This window comes from Pseudomonas sp. GX19020, from assembly GCF_023371075.1.
GTDB lineage: Bacteria > Pseudomonadota > Alphaproteobacteria > Rhodobacterales > Rhodobacteraceae > Pseudogemmobacter.
This window is the reverse complement of the sequence record NZ_JAMCCR010000015.1, coordinates 88822-109211: the sequence shown is the minus strand read 5'-3', so window position 1 is coordinate 109211 and position 20390 is coordinate 88822. Positions and strand designations below refer to the sequence as shown.

Genomic DNA, 20390 nt, shown 5'->3' with positions numbered 1-20390 from the left:
GCGTAATGGTCAGGAAGAACCGCTGGCGGAAACCGAGGCCACAGCCGCACCGCCGCGGTCACCACAGGCAGAACAGCGCGGACGGGCCCGCTGCGTCATCTCAGCGGCGGATCGCCGCCAGGTCCGCCAGGCCCGCAAGGAATTCCGCGTTGCTCAGCATGACCTCCTGCCGGCCGAGCGCCGCCGCCTCGCCCATCGCAACCCCGGTGAGCTTTTGCGCAAAAACAACGGCTTCTGAGAGAGAACGACCACGCCCCAGCCCGGCGATGATCAGCGCCGCGAACAGATCCCCGGTCCCCGACAGCGCCAGCGGCAAATGCGGCGCGGGGTGACGGCTGACGCCTTCCGGCGTAATCACCACGCTTTCAAGACAGCCCTCGGGGCTGTCTTCCAGCACGCATCCGGTCGCAATCACCCGCGCCCCGGGGCGCAGGTTCAGGCCCGCCCTCGCCTGTGAAAGATCTTCAAGCCGCGCGATCTTCTGCCCCGACAAGAGTGACAGCTCAAACGGATTCGGCGTGGTCAGATCGGCCAGCGGCAGCAATTCATCGCGGATCACCGCCACCACCGCTTCGGGCACATAGCGCCCCGGCTTGGCATCGCCGATCACCGGATCGCAGAGATAGACCAGACGCGGGTTGATCTCCCGCGCTTTCGCGATGAAGTCCGCCGCCATATGCGCGATTGCGGCCGAGCCGATATAGCCCGTCACGATGTAATCGGCCCGTTCGGGAAGCCCACGCTCCATCGCGCCCAGAAGCAGATCGGCGAAGAAATCCTCGGGCAGCGCGCGGCCGCGCAGGCTCGGGTAATCGGGGGTATTCGAGAACACCACTGTCGGGATCGCCGCCACCTCCAGCCCGGCCGCACAAAGCGGAAACAGCGCCGCCGAATTGCCGACATGGCCGAACACGACCTGGCTCTGGATCGAAATGACGAAAGGCGGGGTCTGCATTGCTATGTCCTTCCCGCGCAGGATCCCGGTCATGGTTCGGGGCGCGCGGGCAGAGGTTACAACCGCCCGCGCGCAAAAGGCCATGGGGTAAACCCCGGGTCTCAGGGGAATTTCCGCAAAGATCTGCCGTCATGCGCCTGATGACGGGTCCGGGATGGCGGATCCCTGGCCTGCCCCGCAGGACAGGTCCCGGATGCACCCCCTGTAACGCGCCCGTGATAACTGGCGTTGACAGACCACCACCCCGGCGGGTAGCGCTGAGGCGACGGTTCCCGCGAGGGAGGAAAGAGGGAACGCAGCAGGGCATCCGCCCGATCTGCGGCTGCCCCCGCAACTGTGAGCGGCGAGGGTTTCGCGATATGCCACTGGGGTTCAGGGACCCTGGGAAGGCGCGAAATCCACAGACCCGCGAGCCAGGAGACCTGCCGTCGGCCATATTCACGGGCAGGCGCATCAGGCGGGGGTTCCTGATGGCAAGGATGACATGCGGGTGATTGCCCGCCTGGTCCTGGCAGTCTGCAGTGACGAGCGATTCACCTTTCGGGGTAAAATTCATGCCGTCCATTTCGCGCCGCACATCTGTGCGGCTTTTGCTGACACTTACCGCTCTCACCCCCATCGCCGCTGCGCCGGTGCTGGCCGAAGAGACCACCATCGGCCTTGGCACCATCTGGCTGCCGGTCGAACAGGACACGGGTCTGAACCTTGACGCCACCGCCCCCACTGCGAGCCGGCTGGGTGAAAAGATCCGCGATATTCCTGCCGCCGTCGAGGTGATCGGCACCGAGACCATGGCTGAACGCGGTCTTCATTCGATCACCGCAGCCGTATCGCAGACCGCAACCGGGATCACCGCTACCGGAGCGCCGCATTTCGACAATCACTTCGCTGCGCGCGGCTTTCAGGGCACGAGCTCGGTGATGATGCTGTTTGACGGCACCAGGCAGTTTCCCGGGCGTGGCAATATCTCTTTCCCGGTCGACAGCTGGCTGATCGAGGAATTCGAGGTCCTGAAAGGCGGCGGCTCGGTGATCCATGGGCATGGCGCGATTGGCGGTTTCGTCAATGCGATGCCCAAACGTCCGTTTGACGGCGCGCCGCGCCATCTGCTGACCGCACTTGCAGGGTCAGATGGCAGGCTGCGCTTTGGCGCCGACAGTGGCGGCTCGCTCTCGGACACGCTTTCCTACCGCATCGCGGTGATTGCAGATGGCTCCGACGGCTGGATCGACGGCGCGGATGACAGCCTCGGCGCCGTGACCGCCGCGCTGAGCTGGAAGGCGACGCCTGATCTGACCTTCACCCTGTCCGCCGATTACGCGAAGCGCGAGCCGATGACCTATTATGGCACGCCCCTGCGCAACGGCATCCTCGTCGCCGGGACCGAGACGCTGAACTACAATGTCGAAGACGCGAAGACCGACTTCACCGATCACTGGCTGCAGCTGAAAGCCGAATGGGCGCCTTCGGACTCGGTCCGCGTCTCGGCGGTGCTGTACCGCATCGGGTCTGACCGCAGCTTCCGCAATGCGGAAACCTATGAATGGGACCCGGTGACCGATACGGTATCGGTCGGCGAATTCGTCGCCATCGACCAGGATCAGGATCAGACCGGCTTCCGGCTGGATGCCGGCTTCCGCCACGGGATCGCGGGCTATGACAGCCATACGGTGATCGGCTTTGACCTGAACCGCTCGAAATCCGGCTATGCCAGTGCCTTCAACTCCGGCTCGGTCACGGTCGACCCGTTCAACCCGCGCCCCGGCCGCTTCCCCGCCAGCCTGACCCCGGTGGCACAATACCGCTCGACCCTCGACCAGCGCGCGGTCTTTCTGGAAAACCGCACCGACCTTGGCCAGGGGCTGACGCTCAGCCTTGGCCTGCGCCAGGACTGGTTCGATCTGAGCCGCGAGGGTATCGCAACCCCCGCCACGAGCTTTGACGCCAGCTACAAGGCCCCATCAGCGCGGGTCGCGCTCAGCTGGGCGGCGAATGAGACCACGGTGGTTTACGGCCAGCTGGCCTGGTCCACCGACCCGGTGAACATGCCGCTGATGGATTACGCCACGAATTTCCGCGATTTCGATCTGACCACGGGGCGGCAATTCGAGATCGGGATGCGCCAGAGCTTTGCCGATGGCCGCGCCGAATGGTCGCTTACCGCCTATGATATCGTGAAGCGCAATGTGCCGGTGCTGGCACCGGGGTCTTTCACGCTGCAACAGGCCGGGCAGCAATCCTCACGCGGGATCGAGCTGGCAGCCAGCGCCACGGTGACCGACACCCTGCGGCTCAGCGGCAATATTGCCCGCACCAAAGCGCGGTTTGACGATTTCACCTTCTTCGATTTCAACACCTTTTCCTGGGTGGATTATTCGGGGAATGTGCCGATCCTGGTGCCGGAAACCTCGGCCAATCTCTGGGCATCCTGGGGTTTCGCCGATGCCTGGACCGCGCATCTGGGTGTGCAATTCGTCGGCAAGGCCTGGTATGACTACGCCAATACCGAGAAACGCGGCAGCTTCTCGCTGATCAATGCCGGGCTTGACTGGCAGGCGGGCGAGACCTCGACCCTGTCATTGCGCGTGACGAACCTCTTCGACAAGAGCTATGCGGCATATCTCTACCCCGAAAAGGGTCAGGTGGTTCTCGGTGCGCCGCGCCGGTTCGAGTTGCAGCTGACCTCGAAGTTCTGAAAGCCGCCCCCATGGCCGATGCCTCACAAGACGAGACCTTCGCGTTGCTTGCCCGGCTTTTCGGGGCCGAAGGGCATTTGTGGAGCATCGGCACCCTTGCAGGGTTCATGGGGTTTGACCTGACCGGTATCCCGCAAAACATCGGCGGGGCACTGGTGCTGGAAGGTGAGACCGGGCGCGCCCGTCTCACCCCCGGCGCAAAACTCCTGGCGTTCGAGACCCTCAGCAGCGAGCCGAGGGGCTGGAACCACGGGATCGCGCTCTGCCAGGCGGGCGGGCTGCCCCCCCGCCCCCGCGACCGCCACCTCAGGGTGGTCGCGGATGATGCAGCCCTGGTTGCCGCAGACCAAAGCGCGCCGGCGCTTGATCTGGGGCTGGGCCATGCCGGGCTTCGCTGTCTTTTTCGACCTGCGGCGACGGCCCGCGCCCAGGCCCTGCTGCTGGCCGGCCAGCACTGGAACGATTGCCGCGAGGCGCTGGCCGCGCTGCCGGGTGCCTGGATCGCCGAGACGCCCTTTCTGCGCGCCGAGCGGGTGGCGGATGGCACCTGCCCGATCCATGCGATCCCTTCGGCCGGGATCCGGGGCCTGACCCATGCTGCGACCACGCCGGTACCCGAGGGCTGGCTGCCCTTTGCCCATATATTCCCGCCGCATCCGGCGCGGGTGCGCCCGGGGCTGCGCCGCCCGTTCGATCCCGATATCCATACCCTATTCCAGTCCATCCTCGCGCGTCATGGCCGCCCCGACCTGACGGCGCTGAAAGCTGCGACCCGCGCGCGGCTGCAAAGCGGCCTGCCACCCGAGACGACCGATGCCCCCGGCCAGAGGCCCGACCGCCACGCCCAGGCCGTCATCCGCGTCACCCTGCGCCAATGGCTCGCCGAGACCGGCCTGGCCCCGCCCGGAGCCTGGCTCTCGCGTTATGACCGCCCGCTTCTGGCTGCGGTCCGGAGCCAGACATGACCCAATTCCCCCCACTGACCCGGCGCGGGGCGCTGGCGTTCGGGTTGTCGGCGCTCCTTCCGGCGCTTGCGCCGCGCGCGGCCCGTGCACAGGGCGCGCGCGCGCCCCGTTTTGTCACGACCGAACTGATCCTGACCGAAACCGCGCTGGCGCTCGGGCTCACCCCGCTCGCCGCCGGCAATCTGCCGCTCTATCGCCGCCTCGTCGGCGTTCCGGCATTGCCCGATGGCCTGCATGACCTCGGCCCGCTCAATGAGCCGAATATGGAGCTGCTGGTTCACCTCGCCCCCGATCTGATCATCGCCGCCGACTGGCAGCGCGGGCCACAGGCAGGGCTGGAGCGGATCGCGCCGGTCCTCTGGCTCGAGACAATGCCCTTTTCCCGCCCCGGTCTTGAGATCGCGACCGATCTGGCCCGCAAGATCGCCGATGCGGGGCAGATCAGCGCGGATGATCTGGTGCCCGGATTTGACCGCGCGCGGGACCGCCTGATCCGGGCCATCGCCAGCCGCAACCCGCCCCCTGTTCTGCTGGCCCGCTTTCTGGAAGATGGCCGGCATGCGCTGGTTTTCACCGAAGGCTCGCTGCCCGGGGATCTGCTGGCCGGGGCCGGAGGACGCAATGCGCAGCCCGGCAGCGGCCCGCCGGGTGCCTTTCCCCTTGGCCTCAGCGAGATCCTCGCGACCGGCGCCCCGATCCTCGCCACCGGGCCGTTGCCGCAAGGCGCGCTCTTCACCCGCGTGATCGAAAGCGGTGCGCTGCGCGCCATTCCCTTGCCGCCGGTCTTCCCTGCCGGCGGCCTTGCCTCGGCCACTCGGCTCGCCGATGCCCTTACCAACGGGATCGGGCTGATCTGATGCGCGCTTTGCTGATCCTTTTGCCCGGGCTGACCGCCCTGGTGCTTTTCGCGCTGAATGCCGGGACTGCGCTGCCCGGCCGCTGGCCTGCGGCGATCCTCTGGGCGGATCCGGGCGATATCCCGGCGCTTATCCTGCATCTGAGCGCCGCGCCGCGCCTCGTCACCGCCGCTCTCGCGGGGGCCGCGCTCGCGCTGGCCGGTGCTTTGCTGCAGCGCGTTTTCCGCAACCCGATTGCCGAGCCCGCGACGCTGGGGATCACCGCCGGGGCGCAATGTGCGCTGACGCTGACACTGCTGAACGCGCCGGGCCTTGCGCCGGCCTGGCTGCCGCTGCCGGCTTTTGCAGGCGCGCTTGCGGCGCTGGCGCTGGTGCTGGCTCTGGCCGCGCTTCAGGGCGTCTCGTCGCTTACGCTGATCCTGTCGGGGCTGGTGGTGACCACGAGCCTTGGCGGGCTGAATGCCGTGCTGACGCTGTTTCACCATGAGGTGCTGCAAAGCCTGTTCCTGTGGCAGGCGGGCTCGCTGGAGCAGGAGGGCTGGACCATTGCCACGCGGCTTGCCCCGGCACTGGCGCTGGCGCTGGTGCTCGCGCCTTTCGCGCGGCGGCCGCTCGGGGTGCTGGCGCTTGGCGATCAGGGCGCGCGGGTGCTGGGGCTGGCGCCGGGCGGCTGGCGGGTCATCCTGGCGACGGCGGCGGTGAGCCTCGCCGCGCTGGTGACCGCGCTGACAGGGGTTTTCGCTTTTCTTGGCATCATCGCACCGCTGGTGGCCCGCGCGCTGACCGGCCGGACGCCGGGTTCCGGCGCGATTGCCGTGACGGGCGCCGGGATCCTGATGCTGGCGGATCAGCTGGTCCAGCTGATCCGCCCCTGGATCCCGCTGCAGACCGGCACGCTTCTGGCCCTGATCGGGGCGGTGCTGATGATCGCGCTGTTGCGCAAAAGCAGCCAGCCCGCGCCGGAGCATCTCCTGCCCGCTTTGCCGCGCCGCGCGCGGCCTGTACCCCGGCTTCCCTTTCTTCTGCTGGGGCTTCTGGCGCTGTTTGCCGTCGCCCTTGCCCTCGGGCGCGGTCCGGAAGGCTGGGATATCTCGCCCCTCGCCATGCTTGAATGGCGCTTGCCGCGCGTGGCCGGCGCGGCGGCAGCCGGGGCAGCCTTCGGACTTGCGGGATGCCTGATCCAGCGGCTGACCGGCAATCCTCTGGCCAGCCCCGAGCTTCTCGGCATCAGCGGCGCTGCGGCACTTGGCCTCGTGCTGGCCGTCGTGGTGACGGGGGGCGGCGGACGCGGGCTGCTTTACGGTGCCACCAGTCTTGGTGCCCTCGCAGGTCTGGTCCTGATCCTTGTGGCAGGGGCGCGGCTGCGGTTTTCATCCGAAGGGCTGCTGCTTGCCGGGCTGGCGGTCTCGCTCCTGCTGTCGGCGGTGCTGGCGATGCTGCTGGCCTCGGGCCATCCGCTCGCGGGGCAGCTGATGACCTGGCTCTCCGGCTCCACCTACCGGATCGCCCTTTCGGATGCCGTCGTCGCGTTAAGCGTGACGGCCGGGCTCCTTGGCGTCGCGCTGCTGCTCCGCCGCTGGCTCGACCTGCTGCCTCTCGGGGCGGACGCCGCACGCCTGCTGGGGCTGCCGCTGACACGGGCCCGCGCAAGCGTGGTGGTGCTCGCGGCGCTGTCCACGGCTGTCGGCACGATCCTGACCGGGCCGCCGGGCTTCATCGGGCTGATCGCCCCCGCCATCGCGCGGTTTTGCGGCCCGCCCCGCGCCGGCGCACAGCTGCCGCTTGCCACGCTATGCGGCGCCGCGCTGATGGTTCTGGCCGACTGGCTTGGCCGCAATCTGGCCTTCCCCTGGCAGATCCCTGCGGGGATGATGGCGCTGCTTTGCGGCGGGGTTTTCCTCATGATCTTTCTCGCAAGGAGACCGGCGTGACCCGCATGACCATTGGCGACCCCGTTGGATTTCATCTGGAAAATCTGGGCCTTACCCTGAACGGCCAGCCGGTTCTGCAAGAGATCAGCCTGCGCCTGGCCCCCGGTCGGGTCTGTGGCGTGATCGGGCGCAACGGCTCGGGAAAGTCGAGCCTGTTGCGGGTGCTCGCCCGGCTTTCCCCGGCCGATGCCGGAACATGCCGCCTTGACGGCAAACCGCTTGCCGACTGGAAATCGCGCGATTTCGCTCGCCGCGTCGCGCTGATGCCGCAAAGCGCGCCCGCCACGGCGGTCATGGTGTTGCAGGATCTGGTGGCGCTTGGCCGCTATCCCTGGCATGGCGCCTTTGGCCGTGCAGGTACCGAGGACCGCGCAGCCATTGCGCAGGCCATCGCGCTTTGCGGGCTGGAGGGTCTGGCCACGCGCCCCCTCGACAGCCTCTCGGGCGGTGAGGCGCAACGCGCCCGGCTTGCGATGATGCTGGCTCAGGGTGCTGACTGGCTGTTGCTTGACGAGCCCTCGGCCTCGCTCGACCTGGCCTGGTCTTTTGACCTTTTATCCGCCCTGCGGGGCCTTGCGCGCGATGCCGGGCGCGGTGTGGTGATCGCGCTGCATGACATGAACCTCGCAGCGCGGTTCTGCGATGATCTGGTGGCGCTGAAGGGGGGGCGGGTGACCGGCGCCGGACCGGTCGCCGATGTCTTCTGCGCGCCGATCCTGAGCGAAACCTTCGGTCTTGCTGTCACCACGGGCAGCCTTGCAGGCCTGCCGGTCGCGATCCCCGCTCCCTGAACGGTTGCGCGCCCTGTTCTCTCCCTCAGGCTCCATGAAAAACGCCGCCCCCATCTGGTGGGAGCGGCGTTCAGAAGACTGACCCCTGTAAGATACGTGAAGCCCGGCCAGCCCGTCTGCGGGATAGATCAGAACCTGATCTGTGAGGTCAGGTAGAAGGTGCGCCCGGCCTCGGGATAGCCCTCGACCACCGAGACATTGTGGTCAAAGAGGTTGCGGATGCCAAAGCCCACATTCGCCTGATCGCTGACCTGCCAGGCCATATCGAGATTGGCCAGCGCGAAGCCTCCCATTTTCGTATAGATCGGCGCGTTGCGGTTCCCCGAGCCAATGGCCGGATCCGACCAGCGGCCGCCATAGACCTCGACCGAGGGCGAGACCGTCAGGCGGTCCAGCGCCTGCCAGTCCAGCCGCAGATAGGCCTTGTGGTCCGGCAGATCGGTCACTTTCGCGGTGGTGACAATCGGATCTTTGACGCTGGTATGCAGGTAGGTGTAGTTCGCCGTCAGCGCGACAGAGTCATTCACTTCCCAGTTCGCCGCGATCTCAAAGCCCTTATAGGTGCCTTTCGCAAGGTTCTGGCGCTGCGATTGCGGAAGACCGGAAATCGGATCGGTCGTCCCCAGATCAATCGACTGGATCAGATCGGTGATGCGGCTGTAGAACACCGCGCCTTCCAGCTGCACCGGGCCAAGATCGCCCTTATAGCCCAGTTCGAAATTCAGCGCGCGCTCTGCATCCAGATCCGGGTTGGGCACCATCGAGCCGAAACCGGTCGAATAGCGGTGGAAGAGCGTCGGGAAGCTTGTCCTGGACGAGACGCTTGCATGATATTCGCCGCCAGCACCCGGGGTCCAGATCGCAGCCAGCTGCCAGTTCACCGCATCGACCGAAACCGTCGGCTTGCCCGGATTGGCAGCAGTGCGGTCGGCCTCAAGCACTTTCGCCTTGTCATAGGACAGGCCTGCAACAATGCGCAGCTCGTCATTGACGCGCCAGGTGTCCTCGATCGCCAGCGAGAGGGTCTCTTCCTTGCTGTGCTCGGTCGGGTCGATCCGTCCCAGCGTCGGATGGTCGGGGCGCGCGTAATTGGTGGAACGGTGGACATCGCGGCGGAAGAAGGACGCGATCCGCAGATCGTGATCGCCAAAGCTCAGCCCATATTCGACGCTGCCGCCGACCGAATAGTCGTCATAGATGCTGTTGAAAGCCCGCGGCAGGGTCTGTGCGGAATGGTTCGCATTGTCCCAGGCCGAGAGCGTATTGTCGAACGTATTGTAGAAAAGCTTGGTCTTCAGCGTACCGGATCCGACTTCGGTCGTCGAATAGAAGGCGATGCTGCTGATATCCCATTGCGGCCAGGTCCAGTCCCGCTGGTTCGACCCCGGACCGGTGCCCGGATAGCCCATGACCGGCAAAAGCGTGCTGTAAGGCGCCGATTTCGACCCTTCCTGGCGGGTATAGCTCAGAACATATTCGTCGGTCGCATTGGGCGTATAGCCGACTTTAAGGTTCAGACGGCTGTCATCGGTGGCGCTGTCTTTGCGCAGACCTTCGCCCTGATAGGGGTAGCGCGGATCAGGCACATAATCGCGCGACAGGTAGAAGCCGTCGACATTGCGCCGCATGTAAGAAACCTGGCCGTACCAGAATTCCTGTTTGGTGCCGAGCGAGAGATAGCCCGTGCGCCCCGTCACATCGCCGCGATTGCCGGCCTCAAGGCCAAGCCGTGCCTCGCCCTCGAAGGGCTGCGTCGGTTTGCGGGTCACGAGGTTGATCGCGCCGCCCATGCCGCCCGGGCCGTTGATCACCGAGACATAGCTTTTCTGCACCTGGACCTCGGCAAGATCCGGGGTCAGGAAGCGGCCATGATCCAGCCGGTTATCGGCGGGCAGATAGATGCGGATGCCGTCGATCGACAGCGGCACATGCCAGCGGTCAAAGCCGCGCACGAAAACCTCGCGCTCGTTTCTGGATCCGCCGCCCGAGGGGGTGGAAGACACGCCGGGCAGAACGCTGAGCGTGTCATCAAGCGTGGCGCGGTTCTGTTTCGCAGCCTCTTCGCCGGTCACTTTGGTGACCGAGCCGCCCTGACCTTCGTCATCGACGCCAAGCCAGATCGTGCCGAGCGCGAAGGCGGTTTCCTCGGAAGACTGGGCGAGAACAGGGGCGGACAGCCCGGGAAATAACAGGCCTGCAATCACCAATCGCTGCAACAAAGACATTGGGAATCCTTCCAGTGGCATGGCTTTTTATCCGCGCCCGCCCACCCTTCGGCGGATTTTCGCGAATCGATATGTATGATGAAATATATCGTCACGAAATTGGCAAGAAGCCCGGGCGCAGGATTCGGGCTCTTTTTCCCGGGCGTAGCAATCCGATCACTGTCAGTAGAAATGCGGCCTTCCGTCAGGCCCCTCGATCCGGCGCACCGCAATGCCGTAAAGCCGGCTCAGGGCGGCTTCCTGCATGACATCCGAGACCGGCCCTGAGGCGATCACACCGGCGCGGCTGACCAGCAGCGCCTCATCGCCCAGCATCGCCGCCTGGCCCGGATCATGGGTCGAGACCACCACCGCCTGGCCCGCTGCCGCCAGACCAAGGATCGCGGCCTCCACCGCTTTCACATTGGCAAAATCGAGGCTGGCGGTCGGCTCGTCCATCACCAGAACCTGCGCTTCCTGCGCGAGGGCGCGGGCGATCAGCACCATCTGACGCTGGCCACCCGAAAGCCGCGTGACATCCTCATCCGCCAGATCCGCAATGCCGAGCCGGTCGAGCGCGGCCAGGGCGCGGGCCTCTTCGGCGCGCCCGGGTCGGGCAAAGGCACCGAGCCCCACCGAAGCCCCCATCAGCACAACATCCCGCGCCGTATAGGCAAAAGGCGAGGCCAGCGCCTGGGGCACATGCGCCAGCCGTCCGGCAATCTGGCTGCGGCTCAGGCCGTCCAGATCGGCGCCGCCCAGCAGGACCTTGCCCGCAACCGGCGGGATCAGCCCCAGAAGGGTGCGAAACAGCGTGGTTTTCCCCGCCCCGTTCGGCCCCAGAAGGCACAGAACCCGCCCCGCATAAAGGTCGAACCCAATGCCCCGGATCAGCGCCCGGGCGCCATGGCCAACCGCCAGATCACGCGCCGACAGCAGCGGCGCGCCAGCCCCAGTCAGCCGTTCCATGCCCGCGCCCCCCTGGCCAGCAGGATCACGAAAACCGGCGCGCCAAGCACGGCGGTCAGGATGCCCAGCGGCACTTCCATTGGCGCGATCATCCGCGCGGCGGTATCGACCAGCACCATGAATGATGCCCCCGCCAGCAGCGCCGCCGGCAACATCCGGTCAAAACGCGGCCCCGCCACCAGCCGCGCCATATGCGGCACCATAAGCCCGATCCAGCCGATCACCCCCGCCAGCGCCACCGCCGCCGCCGTGATCAGCGTCGCCGCCGCGATCACCACAAACCGCAGGCGCCCGGCCTCGATCCCCATCGCCCGGGCCTCGTCATCGCCCATTGCCAGAAGCCCGATCCGCCAGCGCAGCGCGACCAGCGGCACAAGGCCAAGCACCACCGCCGGCGCCGCCGCCAGCAGATCGACCCGCTTGACGCCGGCAAGGCTCCCCATCAGCCAGAAGGTGATCGCGGGAAGCTGTTCATCGGGATCTGCGAGCAGCTTCACCAGCGAGATCCCCGCCCCCGCCAGCGCGCCGATCACGATACCGCATAAGACCATGACCAGAAGCTGCGCGCCGCCTCTGAGCGCCAGTGTCAGCCCGATCACCAGCGCCACCGTTGCAAGGCCAAAGCCAAAGCCCATCAGCTGGATCGCCATCACCGGCAGGCCCAGCAATATCCCGAGAACCGCACCAAACCCTGCCCCGGCCGAGACGCCAAGGATATCGGGCGAGACCAGCGGATTGCGGAACACCACCTGATAGGCCGCCCCCGCCGCCGCCAGCCCCGCCCCGATCAGCGCCGCAGAAATCACCCTCGGGCCACGGATATTCCACAGCACCACCTGCGCCTGACGGTCCTCCGCCGCCCCGGTCAGGCCTCTGGTCAGCCCCCCGGTCAGGACGTCGAAAATCTGGCCGGGGCTGAGCGGATAAGGCCCGAGGCCGATCCCCAGGATCAGCGCAAAAACCAGCGCCAGCGCCAGCAGGGAAAGCCGCATTCTTCTGGTTCCGATCCTATTCGCCCAGCAACGCGTCCAGCGCTGCCGCATCCGGCGTGACCTGGTAGAAGAGCGTGTAGAAATCCGCGATCTCCTGGCGCAGATCGCCCTGTTTCAGATCTCCTCCGGCCAGGTCCGGGTAGAAGACATGTGCCAGATATTTCAGCCCGATCAGCCGGTTGACCGAAGGCGGCGCATCGATAAAGCCAAAGGGTTCACCGGGAGCAAGATAGACGCGGCCCTGATCGACCGCCGGGATCCCCTGCCATTCCGGCATCTTGCGCACATTGGCCGCGAAATCGCGATCCACAGTCAGGATGATATCAGGCGCCCAGGCCTGGATCTGTTCGGGCGAGACCGTCACCAGCCCGCGCGTCTCGGCCTCGACCACGTTGATGCCGCCCATCCGTTCAATGATCTCGGCATTGATCGAGCCGCGCGCCGGGCTCTCCAGCCCCTCCGGACCACGGGCCAGGTAGACGCGGGGGCGATCTGGCGCAGGCACCTGCGCAAGCAAAGCGTCCGCCTCCGCATAGGCGGCCTCGGCATACGTTGCGAGCAGCTCGCCCCGTGCTTCGACCCCAAGGATCACCGCCATCTCACGGATCGCCTGCGGCGTCGCTGCGAAACTGCCATCGATCAGCACATAGGGCAGCCCCGCCTGATCCTGCACCCGTGTCGCGAGGTCGCGGTAAGTGGCATTGACGGTGCCGAAATCGACGATCAGCTCGGCCCCGGTGGTCAAAAGCACCTCAAGGTTCAGCGTATCGCCCTTGCCGGTCAGCCGCCCGAGCGCCGGCAGGCCGCGCGTCTCAGGCAGAAGATAAGGCAGATCGACGGGTTTTGGCGCCATCACCCAGCCGACCATCGCTTCGGGCTTCAGCGCATAAAGCAGCACCGAGGCGGGCGGCCCGGCCGCAAAGACCTTTTCCGGGTTCAGAGGCACCAGCACCTCGCGGCCGGTGGCGTCGGTGACGCTTTGTCCGTCAAATGCCAGAACCGGCGCGGCCAGAGCGACAAAGACCGCGGCCAACACGGCGCGGCGGGTTGGGAAGCTCATGGAATCGCTCCGAATTCGCCTTTGATATCAACGAGCGGCGTGCCATCGACACAATCGAGGCCGCGCACATGCAGAACCGCGCCTTCAACGCGCAACAGCCGCACCACCGTCGCCGCTATCGGATTGGGCCGGACCGGCGAGCGCAGCGAGAATGTCCCGACCGAGGCATCGCCGAAATTCGGGTTCTGCCGCATCAGATCGCGGCGCGAGAGATGCATCCAGTATAGCAGCTGGATCCGCTCGCGCCCTTCGACCCCTGCCAGACCCTCGATCCAGCGCGGGTCAAGTTCGACCCGGCAATCAGGGCCGGTCTCGGGATCACCCCGGCGCGGGCATTGGCTGCGATCCGTCCAGGGGGTGCGCAGCCGGCCGATGAACCAGATCGAGGCGTCGAATGCCCCGGGCAGCGGCACCGCCACCTCATGCGGGCGCAGGTCGGTCACGTGATCAGTCATCGGTGCCGATCATCACATCCGAGGCCTTGATCACCGCCGAGGCCTTTGCGCCCACGGTCAGACCCAGCTCTTTCACCGCCTCATTGGTGATCGCAGCCGTAACAATCGAGCCGCCAAGATCAAGGCGGACATGGCTCGTCACCGCGCCGGTGACAATCTCGATCACCGTTCCCGGCAGGACATTTCGGGCGCTCAGTCGCATCTCGGTCTCTCCCCCTGATGGCGGCCATATGGCCGCGCCTTATGTATGGTGCAATACAACGGAGGGCGCGGCAAGCCCCGGCGCCCCGGCCACTTTGCCAGCCTGGTGCAAAGCTGCGCAGAAAATATGCGTTTTGCCCGGGGCCGCGCTCTGCCAGGATGGGCAGAGCAACCGGAGAACCGCATGCGGATCGCCCTTCTCAGCGATATTCATGGCAATCGCGAAGCGCTGGAGGCTGTGCTTGCCGATGCTGAGGCGCGGGATATCGGGCGCTGTGTGATCCTTGGCGATATTGTCGGATATGGCCCCGATCCGGCCTGGTGCGTGGAGCGGGCCCAGGAGCTGGAGGCCGCCGGCGCTCTGGTGATCCGGGGCAATCATGATGCCGCCATCGCAGGATCGGCGCGCGATATGAACGCCACGGCGCGGGCATCCATCGACTGGACGCGGCCACGGCTTTCCGCCGCTCAGACCGGCTGGCTTGCCGCGCTGCCGCTGACGATCCGCGAGGAGGACCGGCTTTACACCCATGCTTCGGCCCATAGCCCGGGCGACTGGATCTATGTCACCTCGGAACGCGATGCGATGGCAAGCTTTCGCAGCTCTGACGCCGGCGTGATCTTTTGTGGTCACGTTCATGTGCCGGCGCTGTACAGCAGTGACATCCATGACCGGATCCAGGCCCATGCAGAGAAACCCCGGATCCCGGTGCCGCTTTTGTCGTCACGGCGCTGGCTGGTGGTGGCAGGCTCGGTCGGGCAGCCCCGTGATGGCAGCCCCCAGGCCGGCTGGGCCATCTTTGACACCACAACCCGCGAGCTCAGCTTTCGCCGCACGCCCTATGATACCGCCGTCACCGCCGGAAAGATCCTGGCTGCCGGCCTGCCCGAAGAGCTTGCCCTGCGCCTGAGGAGCGGCGAATGAGCCGAAGCCAGAAACGCCCGGCCGAGGGGCTTGAGATCGACGGCTTCACCCTTGGCCCGCTTTTGCATCGCGGCGGCTTTGCCACGATCTGGGAGGTCACCCATCCGGACCATCCCGGGCCAATGGTGATGAAAGTGCCGACCATTCTCGACGGTGATGACGGGCCGACGATTGTGGGGTTCGAGATCGAACAGATGATCCTGCCACGCCTTTCGGGTCCGCATGTGCCACAGCTGATCGCGGCGGGCGATTTCGCGGTCATGCCCTATCTGGTGACGGCAAAACTGCCGGGCGCCTCGTTCCAGGAGCTGTTTGACCGCGCGCCGCTGCCGCCCGATCAGCTTGTCGCGCTGGCCATCGAGATCGCGTCGGCGCTGCATGAGGTGCATCGCCAGCGGGTGATCCATCTGGACCTCAAGCCCGGCAATCTGATGCGCGACGAGGCCGGGCGGCTGGTGCTGATCGATTATGGCCTCGCGCGCCATCTTGATCTGCCGGATCTGCTGGGCGAGGAATTTGCCATTCCGATGGGCACCTTCCCCTATATCGCGCCCGAACAGTATCTGCATCACCGCGATGATCCGCGTTCGGATATTTTCGCTTTCGGCGCCATGCTTTACGAGCTTGCAACCGGAAGGCTGCCCTTTGGCCAGACCACCACGCTGCGCGCCGTGCGCCGCCGGCTCTGGCGCGATCCGCTGCCGCCGCGCGCCCTGAACCCCGAGCTGCCGCCCTGGCTGCAGGAGATCATCCTGCGCGCGCTGGAGGTCGAGCCGGAAGAGCGCTTTCAGTCGGCGGCGCAGATGGCCTTTGACCTTGGCCATCCCGATCAGGTGCAGCTGACCGCGCGCGCGACAAAGCTGAGCCGGGACGGGATCTGGCCGGTCCTGCGACGGCGCTGGCGCGCGCGACGGATCCGGGGCTACCTGCCCGCCCCGACCGCCGAAGACACCGCCCGCGCCCAGGTGGTTATGGCCGCCGTAGACCTCTCGCCCGAGATGGAGGCTTTGTCGCAGGAGATCCTCAGCGCCACGCGCGAGATCCTGCATTTCCGCCCCGAGGCGCGGCTCGCCTGTGTCAATGTGCTGCGCAGCGCGCGGATCCAGCTGGATCAGGGCACCGATGAGGCGGGCAACAATCTGCATGTCGCCCGCCTTGTCGCACTGAAAGCCTGGGGCGAGGCGCTTGGCCTGCCCGAAGGCCGCGTGACCTATACCGTGCTTGAGGCCCCCGACCCCGGCAATGCGCTGACCGAACACGCGACCCGTATCCTTGCCGGTCATATCGTGATGGGCGCGCGGGCAAGTTCGGCGCTCCGGCGCTATCTTGGCTCGGTCTCGGCCCAGGTGGTGGCCGAAGCGCCCTGCACCGTGACCATCGTGCGTCTGCCCGCCCCCGGAGGCTGAGACCTCTGCGCTGAGAGCGGGGCCTTTTCGTGCCCGCCAAATCAGGCTAGCCATGGTCGGAACAATTCTCCCGGGGAAATCCGATGCCGCGCTCCTATTCTTTCAGCCACGCAATCAGCCGCAAACCGGCGCAGTCGATCATCCGGGGGCTGCGCGCCGTGGATACCGGCAACCCGGACCTTGCCCTGATGGAAGCGCATCACACCGCCTATATCGCAGCTTTGCGTTCCACCGGGGCCGAGGTGACGGTGCTGGACGCGCTCGACGCCTATCCGGACAGCGTTTTTGTCGAAGACACCGCGCTCTGCCTGCCTGAAGGGGCAGTGATCATGCGGCCCGGCGCGCCCTCGCGCCTCGGCGAAGCGGCCGAGATGGAGCCGCATCTGCGCGCACTTTACAGCGAGATCCGCCGCATCGAGGGCGAAGACAGTTTCATCGAGGGCGGCGATATCCTGATGGGCGAGACCGAGATCCTTGTCGGCCGCTCGGCGCGGACCAATGAAGCCGGGATCGCGGAGCTTGCGCGTCTGGTCGCCGATTGGGGCCAGGTGGTGCGCGAGGTCCATACCCCCCCGGGCGTGCTGCATTTCAAGACCGACTGCTCGCTGATGGATGCGGAAACCGTGCTCGCGACCGACCGGCTGGCGGCGTCGGGCTGTTTCACCGGCTATAAGGTGATCGCGGTTGCCGAAGGGGAAGAGGCCTCGGCCAATGCGATCCGCTTCAACGCGATCGTGCTCTTCCCCGCCGGCTTCCCGAAGACCCGCGACCGGCTGGTGGCAGCGGGCTACGAAGTGGTCGAGATCGGCAATTCGGAATGCCAGAAAATCGATGGCGGGATGTCCTGCCTGTCGTTGCGTTTCACGCCGCGCTGAGCGGGGTGGCTCCGGTGCCCCCTGCCCGCCCGTTCAACATAGCCGCCGTGGTGCAACGCGGCCGCTTTGGCTATGAGGCGCTGTTGCTCGCGGCCTCGCTGCGCGCAACGGATCCCGGCTTTCAGGGGCGGCTCCTGCTGGCCGAGCCGCAGCCGGGCCCTCTCTGGCCCGAGGATCCGCGCCTGCCGAAAGGCGCGCTTCGCGACCGGCTGGAAGAGCTGGGCGCCGAGTTCGTGCCCTTTGACAGCAAGGTCTTCGGCGCCGCCTATGCGATCGGCAACAAGATCGAGATGCTGAACGCGCTGCCAGATGAGCCTTTTCTCTTTCTCGACACCGATACGCTAGTGACGGGGCCGCTGTCGACGCTGGCGCCGGATTTCTCGCGCCCCTCTGCTTCGATGAAACGCGAGGATACCTGGCCGGTGATCGAACTTTACGGCCCTGGCTATGCCGAGACCTGGGCCGCGCTTTATGACCGGTTCGGGCTGGATTTCACGGGTTCTCTGGATCTGTCCTGGCCCGATGAACACTGGCAGCGCTACATGTATTTCAACGCGGGCTGGTTCCTGCATGAAAGCCCGCAGGACTTCGGCCGCCGGTTTCTGGATTACGCGGAGACCATCCACAAGGACCGCCCGGCGGCGCTGGTCTGTCAGGAGCTCTGGCCCTGGCTGGATCAGATCGCGCTGCCGCTGGTGATCGCTTCTTTCGGCGGCGGCAGGCCAGAGGCTGACCTGGCCGGGCTCGATGGCGATCTGACGCTGCATTACCGCACGCTGCCGCTGCTTTATGCCACCGGGTCTGACCGGGCGGTTGAGGTGCTGGAGACCGTTGCGAAAGAGAAAGAAAACCGCCGCCTGCTGCGCGACTGGGAACAGGCAAAACAGATGGTCTATCAGAACCGGGGCCGCAAGGCGCGGGCGCTGTTTGACCAGAGTGATCTGCCGCGCCGCGAGAAGGTGATCCGCAACACGCTCAGACGCGAAGGGCTCTGGCTGCGCTGAGACGGCTGCGCCGAGATGCGGCCAGGCCGGTTTCCGCGTGCAGCTTGCGCCAAAACCGGCATGATTTCGCGCATTCCTTGTCCACCATTTCGCCTGACCGGCGGCCCTTCCCCGCCGAAAACCATCAGAACGCATTTAAAATCAGCATGATAGAAAAGAAGACTTCCGGTTCCCTGCTCTGATCCGCCTCTGCGGCACGGGAACCGGGATGCTGGCCACCGTGTTTTCCCTGCATCTGGAACCGTGCCGCGTAAGATCCCGGACTTTCCCGGACGTGGCCGCAGAACAGGAGTATTTCGCATGACGTTTACTGTGACCCGGATGAAAACCACCATCGCCGGAACCATGGCCGCCGCCCTGACAATGACCACGCTGGCGCTGCCGGCCTTTGCCGTTGATCGTGCGGATGCTGTGAAAAGCATCGAGGTGACCGCAGATATGGGCTCGGTTCAGAATACCGCCGCAGCCGCATATTGGGCAACGCTCGATAAGGATCTCGAAACCGCGATCCTGACCAAAGTGACCGACCGGATGGGCGATGAGGGCGCCGCGATCACCGTCGATATTGACGAAGTGTCGCTGGCCAGCGGCTTCGCGGAAACGCTTGGTCTGGCGGATTCGAAGCTTTCGGGCCTCGTCAAGGTGTCCGACCCGACCCAGCCGGGGCGCGGCGATTCCTATACGCTGACCGTTGATATGAATTCGACGCTGCCTGCGCTTGGCGCCGGGTTCGATATCGCCTCACCCGAAGTCGATACCGCCGCCGTCTATGCCGCGATGCTTGATACATTTGCGACCCAGGTGGTGACCAACCTGAAGTAACGCAAAAAGGCGCGGGAGCAATCCCGCGCCTTTTCAACCTTTGATGCCCTGCCCTTGTCAGCTGTTCAGGGTCTCGGTCGAAGAAAAGAACATCGCCTGGCTCACCGCCGAGCGCACCTGTTCCTCGGTATAGGGTTTGTTGATCAGGAAGGTCGGCTCCGGCCGCTCGCCCGTCAGCAGGCGTTCGGGGAAGGCAGTGATGAAGATCACCGGGATCGATCCGAGATCGGCCAGGATATCATTGACCGCATCAATGCCCGAGGAATTATCCGCGAGCTGAATATCGGCAAGGATCAGATCCGGCACCTTTTGGGCGGCAAGCGCCACCGCCTCGCCGCGGGTCCTCGCGACGCCGGTTACCGCATGTCCCATCGCCTCGACGATGGCGGTGATATCCATCGCGATGATCGCCTCATCTTCGATCACCATGACCTTGCCGAGGATCGAACTGGCCATTTCGGCAAAGGCGCGCTCAACCAGCGCTGTGGCACTGGCGGTGTCAACGCCAAGGATCGCCGCAACCTCGGCCGGGCTGAAGCCCTCGATGGTCTGCAGCAACAGCGCCTCGCGCGAATTCGGGGTCAGCCGCGCCATATGCTGCTGCGCCGCAACCGCCAGACGATCTTCTGCGGCAGTTACCGGAGAATCGGCTTTTTGCCAGACCTCATGAAAGCAGGCGAAAAGCCCGACCTTCACTGAAACTGCCCTCAGCACCGGGGAGGGATCCGCCAGAACCGCCTCGATTGCGGCAATGGCATACGCGTCGCCGCTGGCCTGGTTGCCGGTCAATGCGCGCGCATAGCGTCGCAGATAGGGCAAATCCTGCGCAACTGCGCGGGAAAGATCTTCGCCAGACGTCACCTGGCCGGCCATTTGCCCCCCGGCAGACATCGCAGCCGAAGCATCACCTGCCGCTGCCCCCGTCGTGGCTCCCGTAGGAGCCCGGGCCGGAGCCCTGGAATCGGCCATAAAAAAATCTCCGTTCTGCGTACTTCTTACGGAACCAAACGCGATGAAGCGGCGTTTGGTTCCGTAGAGCAATGGCAGGACCACGAAAAAAAATGCTACCAGGCAAACCCGCAGTCGCGACAGATCGCTCAGCGATCCGCACTCAGATCGATGAAAATCTGAGGCGGGTCTATGATGAGGTCCTGACTGAAGCAGTGCCTGACCGCTTTCTGCAGCTGCTCGCCCAGCTGAATTCTGGCCCGCCTGCCAATACCGATACCGATAAATGACCCCGCCAAATGACCCCGCTTCCGGCCGGACTGCCGGGTCCGGA

Annotated in this window: 19 protein-coding genes and 1 riboswitch; of the genes, 11 read left to right on the top strand and 8 right to left on the bottom strand. The window is 65.7% G+C overall.

Annotation, left to right across the window (positions count from 1 at the left end):
* Positions 1 to 100 precede the first annotated feature (100 nt).
* Positions 101 to 955 (bottom strand): pyridoxal kinase, encoded by an 855-nt coding sequence (gene pdxY / locus M3484_RS19135; protein WP_249498782.1) that lies wholly within the window; start codon positions 953 to 955, stop codon positions 101 to 103.
* A gap of 250 nt (positions 956 to 1205) precedes the next feature.
* Positions 1206 to 1399: riboswitch (cobalamin riboswitch) on the top strand.
* 110 nt (positions 1400 to 1509) lie between these two features.
* Here pdxY and M3484_RS19130 point away from each other — a divergent pair.
* Genes M3484_RS19130 through M3484_RS19110 form a run of 5 tightly spaced genes read left to right on the top strand, consistent with a single transcriptional unit; the run spans position 1510 to position 8195 of the window.
* Positions 1510 to 3651, top strand: a complete 2142-nt coding sequence (locus tag M3484_RS19130; RefSeq protein ID WP_249498781.1) for a TonB-dependent receptor — start codon at positions 1510 to 1512, stop codon at positions 3649 to 3651.
* Positions 3652 to 3662: 11 nt separating this feature from the next.
* The gene (locus M3484_RS19125; RefSeq protein ID WP_249498780.1) at positions 3663 to 4616 is read left to right on the top strand and encodes a DUF6925 family protein; all 954 of its coding nucleotides are present in this window, start codon (positions 3663 to 3665) and stop codon (positions 4614 to 4616) included.
* Positions 4613 to 5473 (top strand): ABC transporter substrate-binding protein, encoded by an 861-nt coding sequence (locus tag M3484_RS19120; RefSeq protein ID WP_249498779.1) that lies wholly within the window; start codon positions 4613 to 4615, stop codon positions 5471 to 5473. The genes M3484_RS19125 and M3484_RS19120 overlap by 4 nt, the downstream gene beginning before the upstream one ends.
* Positions 5473 to 7404, top strand: a complete 1932-nt coding sequence (locus M3484_RS19115) for an iron ABC transporter permease (RefSeq protein ID WP_249498778.1) — start codon at positions 5473 to 5475, stop codon at positions 7402 to 7404. The genes M3484_RS19120 and M3484_RS19115 overlap by 1 nt, the downstream gene beginning before the upstream one ends.
* 5 nt (positions 7405 to 7409) lie before the next feature.
* The gene (locus tag M3484_RS19110) at positions 7410 to 8195 is read left to right on the top strand and encodes an ABC transporter ATP-binding protein (RefSeq protein ID WP_249498796.1); all 786 of its coding nucleotides are present in this window, start codon (positions 7410 to 7412) and stop codon (positions 8193 to 8195) included.
* Positions 8196 to 8323: 128 nt separating this feature from the next.
* Here M3484_RS19110 and M3484_RS19105 read toward each other — a convergent pair whose 3' ends face one another.
* The 6 genes from M3484_RS19105 to M3484_RS19080 form a co-directional block, all read right to left on the bottom strand.
* On the bottom strand, positions 8324 to 10441 hold the full coding sequence (locus tag M3484_RS19105) for a TonB-dependent receptor plug domain-containing protein (RefSeq protein ID WP_249498777.1): 2118 nt from the start codon (positions 10439 to 10441) through the stop codon (positions 8324 to 8326).
* A gap of 141 nt (positions 10442 to 10582) precedes the next feature.
* Positions 10583 to 11368 (bottom strand): ABC transporter ATP-binding protein, encoded by a 786-nt coding sequence (locus tag M3484_RS19100; RefSeq protein WP_092898544.1) that lies wholly within the window; start codon positions 11366 to 11368, stop codon positions 10583 to 10585.
* Positions 11356 to 12360 (bottom strand): FecCD family ABC transporter permease, encoded by a 1005-nt coding sequence (locus M3484_RS19095; RefSeq protein ID WP_249498776.1) that lies wholly within the window; start codon positions 12358 to 12360, stop codon positions 11356 to 11358. Before M3484_RS19095 ends, M3484_RS19100 begins: the two co-directional genes overlap by 13 nt.
* Positions 12361 to 12376: 16 nt before the next feature.
* On the bottom strand, positions 12377 to 13420 hold the full coding sequence (locus tag M3484_RS19090) for an ABC transporter substrate-binding protein (protein WP_249498775.1): 1044 nt from the start codon (positions 13418 to 13420) through the stop codon (positions 12377 to 12379).
* Positions 13417 to 13875, bottom strand: a complete 459-nt coding sequence (locus M3484_RS19085) for an SAM-dependent methyltransferase (RefSeq protein ID WP_198837094.1) — start codon at positions 13873 to 13875, stop codon at positions 13417 to 13419. The genes M3484_RS19090 and M3484_RS19085 overlap by 4 nt, the downstream gene beginning before the upstream one ends.
* Positions 13868 to 14077 (bottom strand): TOBE domain-containing protein, encoded by a 210-nt coding sequence (locus tag M3484_RS19080; protein WP_092898552.1) that lies wholly within the window; start codon positions 14075 to 14077, stop codon positions 13868 to 13870. Before M3484_RS19080 ends, M3484_RS19085 begins: the two co-directional genes overlap by 8 nt.
* A 183-nt stretch (positions 14078 to 14260) precedes the next feature.
* On the opposite strand from M3484_RS19080, the gene M3484_RS19075 reads away from it, so the two are divergent.
* The 5 genes from M3484_RS19075 to M3484_RS19055 all read left to right on the top strand — a co-directional run bounded on the left by M3484_RS19075 (position 14261) and on the right by M3484_RS19055 (position 19108).
* A complete protein-coding gene (locus tag M3484_RS19075; protein WP_249498774.1) occupies positions 14261 to 15001 on the top strand; it encodes a metallophosphoesterase family protein in 741 nt (246 codons plus the stop codon).
* The gene (locus M3484_RS19070; protein WP_249498773.1) at positions 14998 to 16407 is read left to right on the top strand and encodes a bifunctional serine/threonine-protein kinase/universal stress protein; all 1410 of its coding nucleotides are present in this window, start codon (positions 14998 to 15000) and stop codon (positions 16405 to 16407) included. Before M3484_RS19075 ends, M3484_RS19070 begins: the two co-directional genes overlap by 4 nt.
* Positions 16408 to 16490: 83 nt before the next feature.
* Entirely contained in the window at positions 16491 to 17282 is a 792-nt protein-coding gene (locus M3484_RS19065; RefSeq protein WP_249498772.1) for a dimethylarginine dimethylaminohydrolase family protein, read from the top strand.
* Complete coding sequence (locus M3484_RS19060) at positions 17225 to 18286, top strand: GT-B fold glycosyltransferase domain-containing protein (protein WP_249498771.1); 1062 nt, start codon at positions 17225 to 17227, stop codon at positions 18284 to 18286. The genes M3484_RS19065 and M3484_RS19060 overlap by 58 nt, the downstream gene beginning before the upstream one ends.
* Positions 18287 to 18586: 300 nt before the next feature.
* Positions 18587 to 19108: a hypothetical protein gene (locus M3484_RS19055; protein ID WP_249498770.1), complete on the top strand. Its 522-nt coding sequence runs from the start codon at positions 18587 to 18589 to the stop codon at positions 19106 to 19108.
* Between the two features lie 57 nt (positions 19109 to 19165).
* On the opposite strand, the gene M3484_RS19050 is transcribed toward M3484_RS19055, so the two are convergent.
* On the bottom strand, positions 19166 to 19981 hold the full coding sequence (locus tag M3484_RS19050; protein ID WP_092898562.1) for a response regulator: 816 nt from the start codon (positions 19979 to 19981) through the stop codon (positions 19166 to 19168).
* A 167-nt stretch (positions 19982 to 20148) separates the two neighbouring features.
* On the opposite strand from M3484_RS19050, the gene M3484_RS24055 reads away from it, so the two are divergent.
* Positions 20149 to 20346, top strand: a complete 198-nt coding sequence (locus M3484_RS24055) for a NepR family anti-sigma factor (RefSeq protein WP_502942485.1) — start codon at positions 20149 to 20151, stop codon at positions 20344 to 20346.
* The last annotated feature ends 44 nt before the right edge of the window (positions 20347 to 20390 follow it).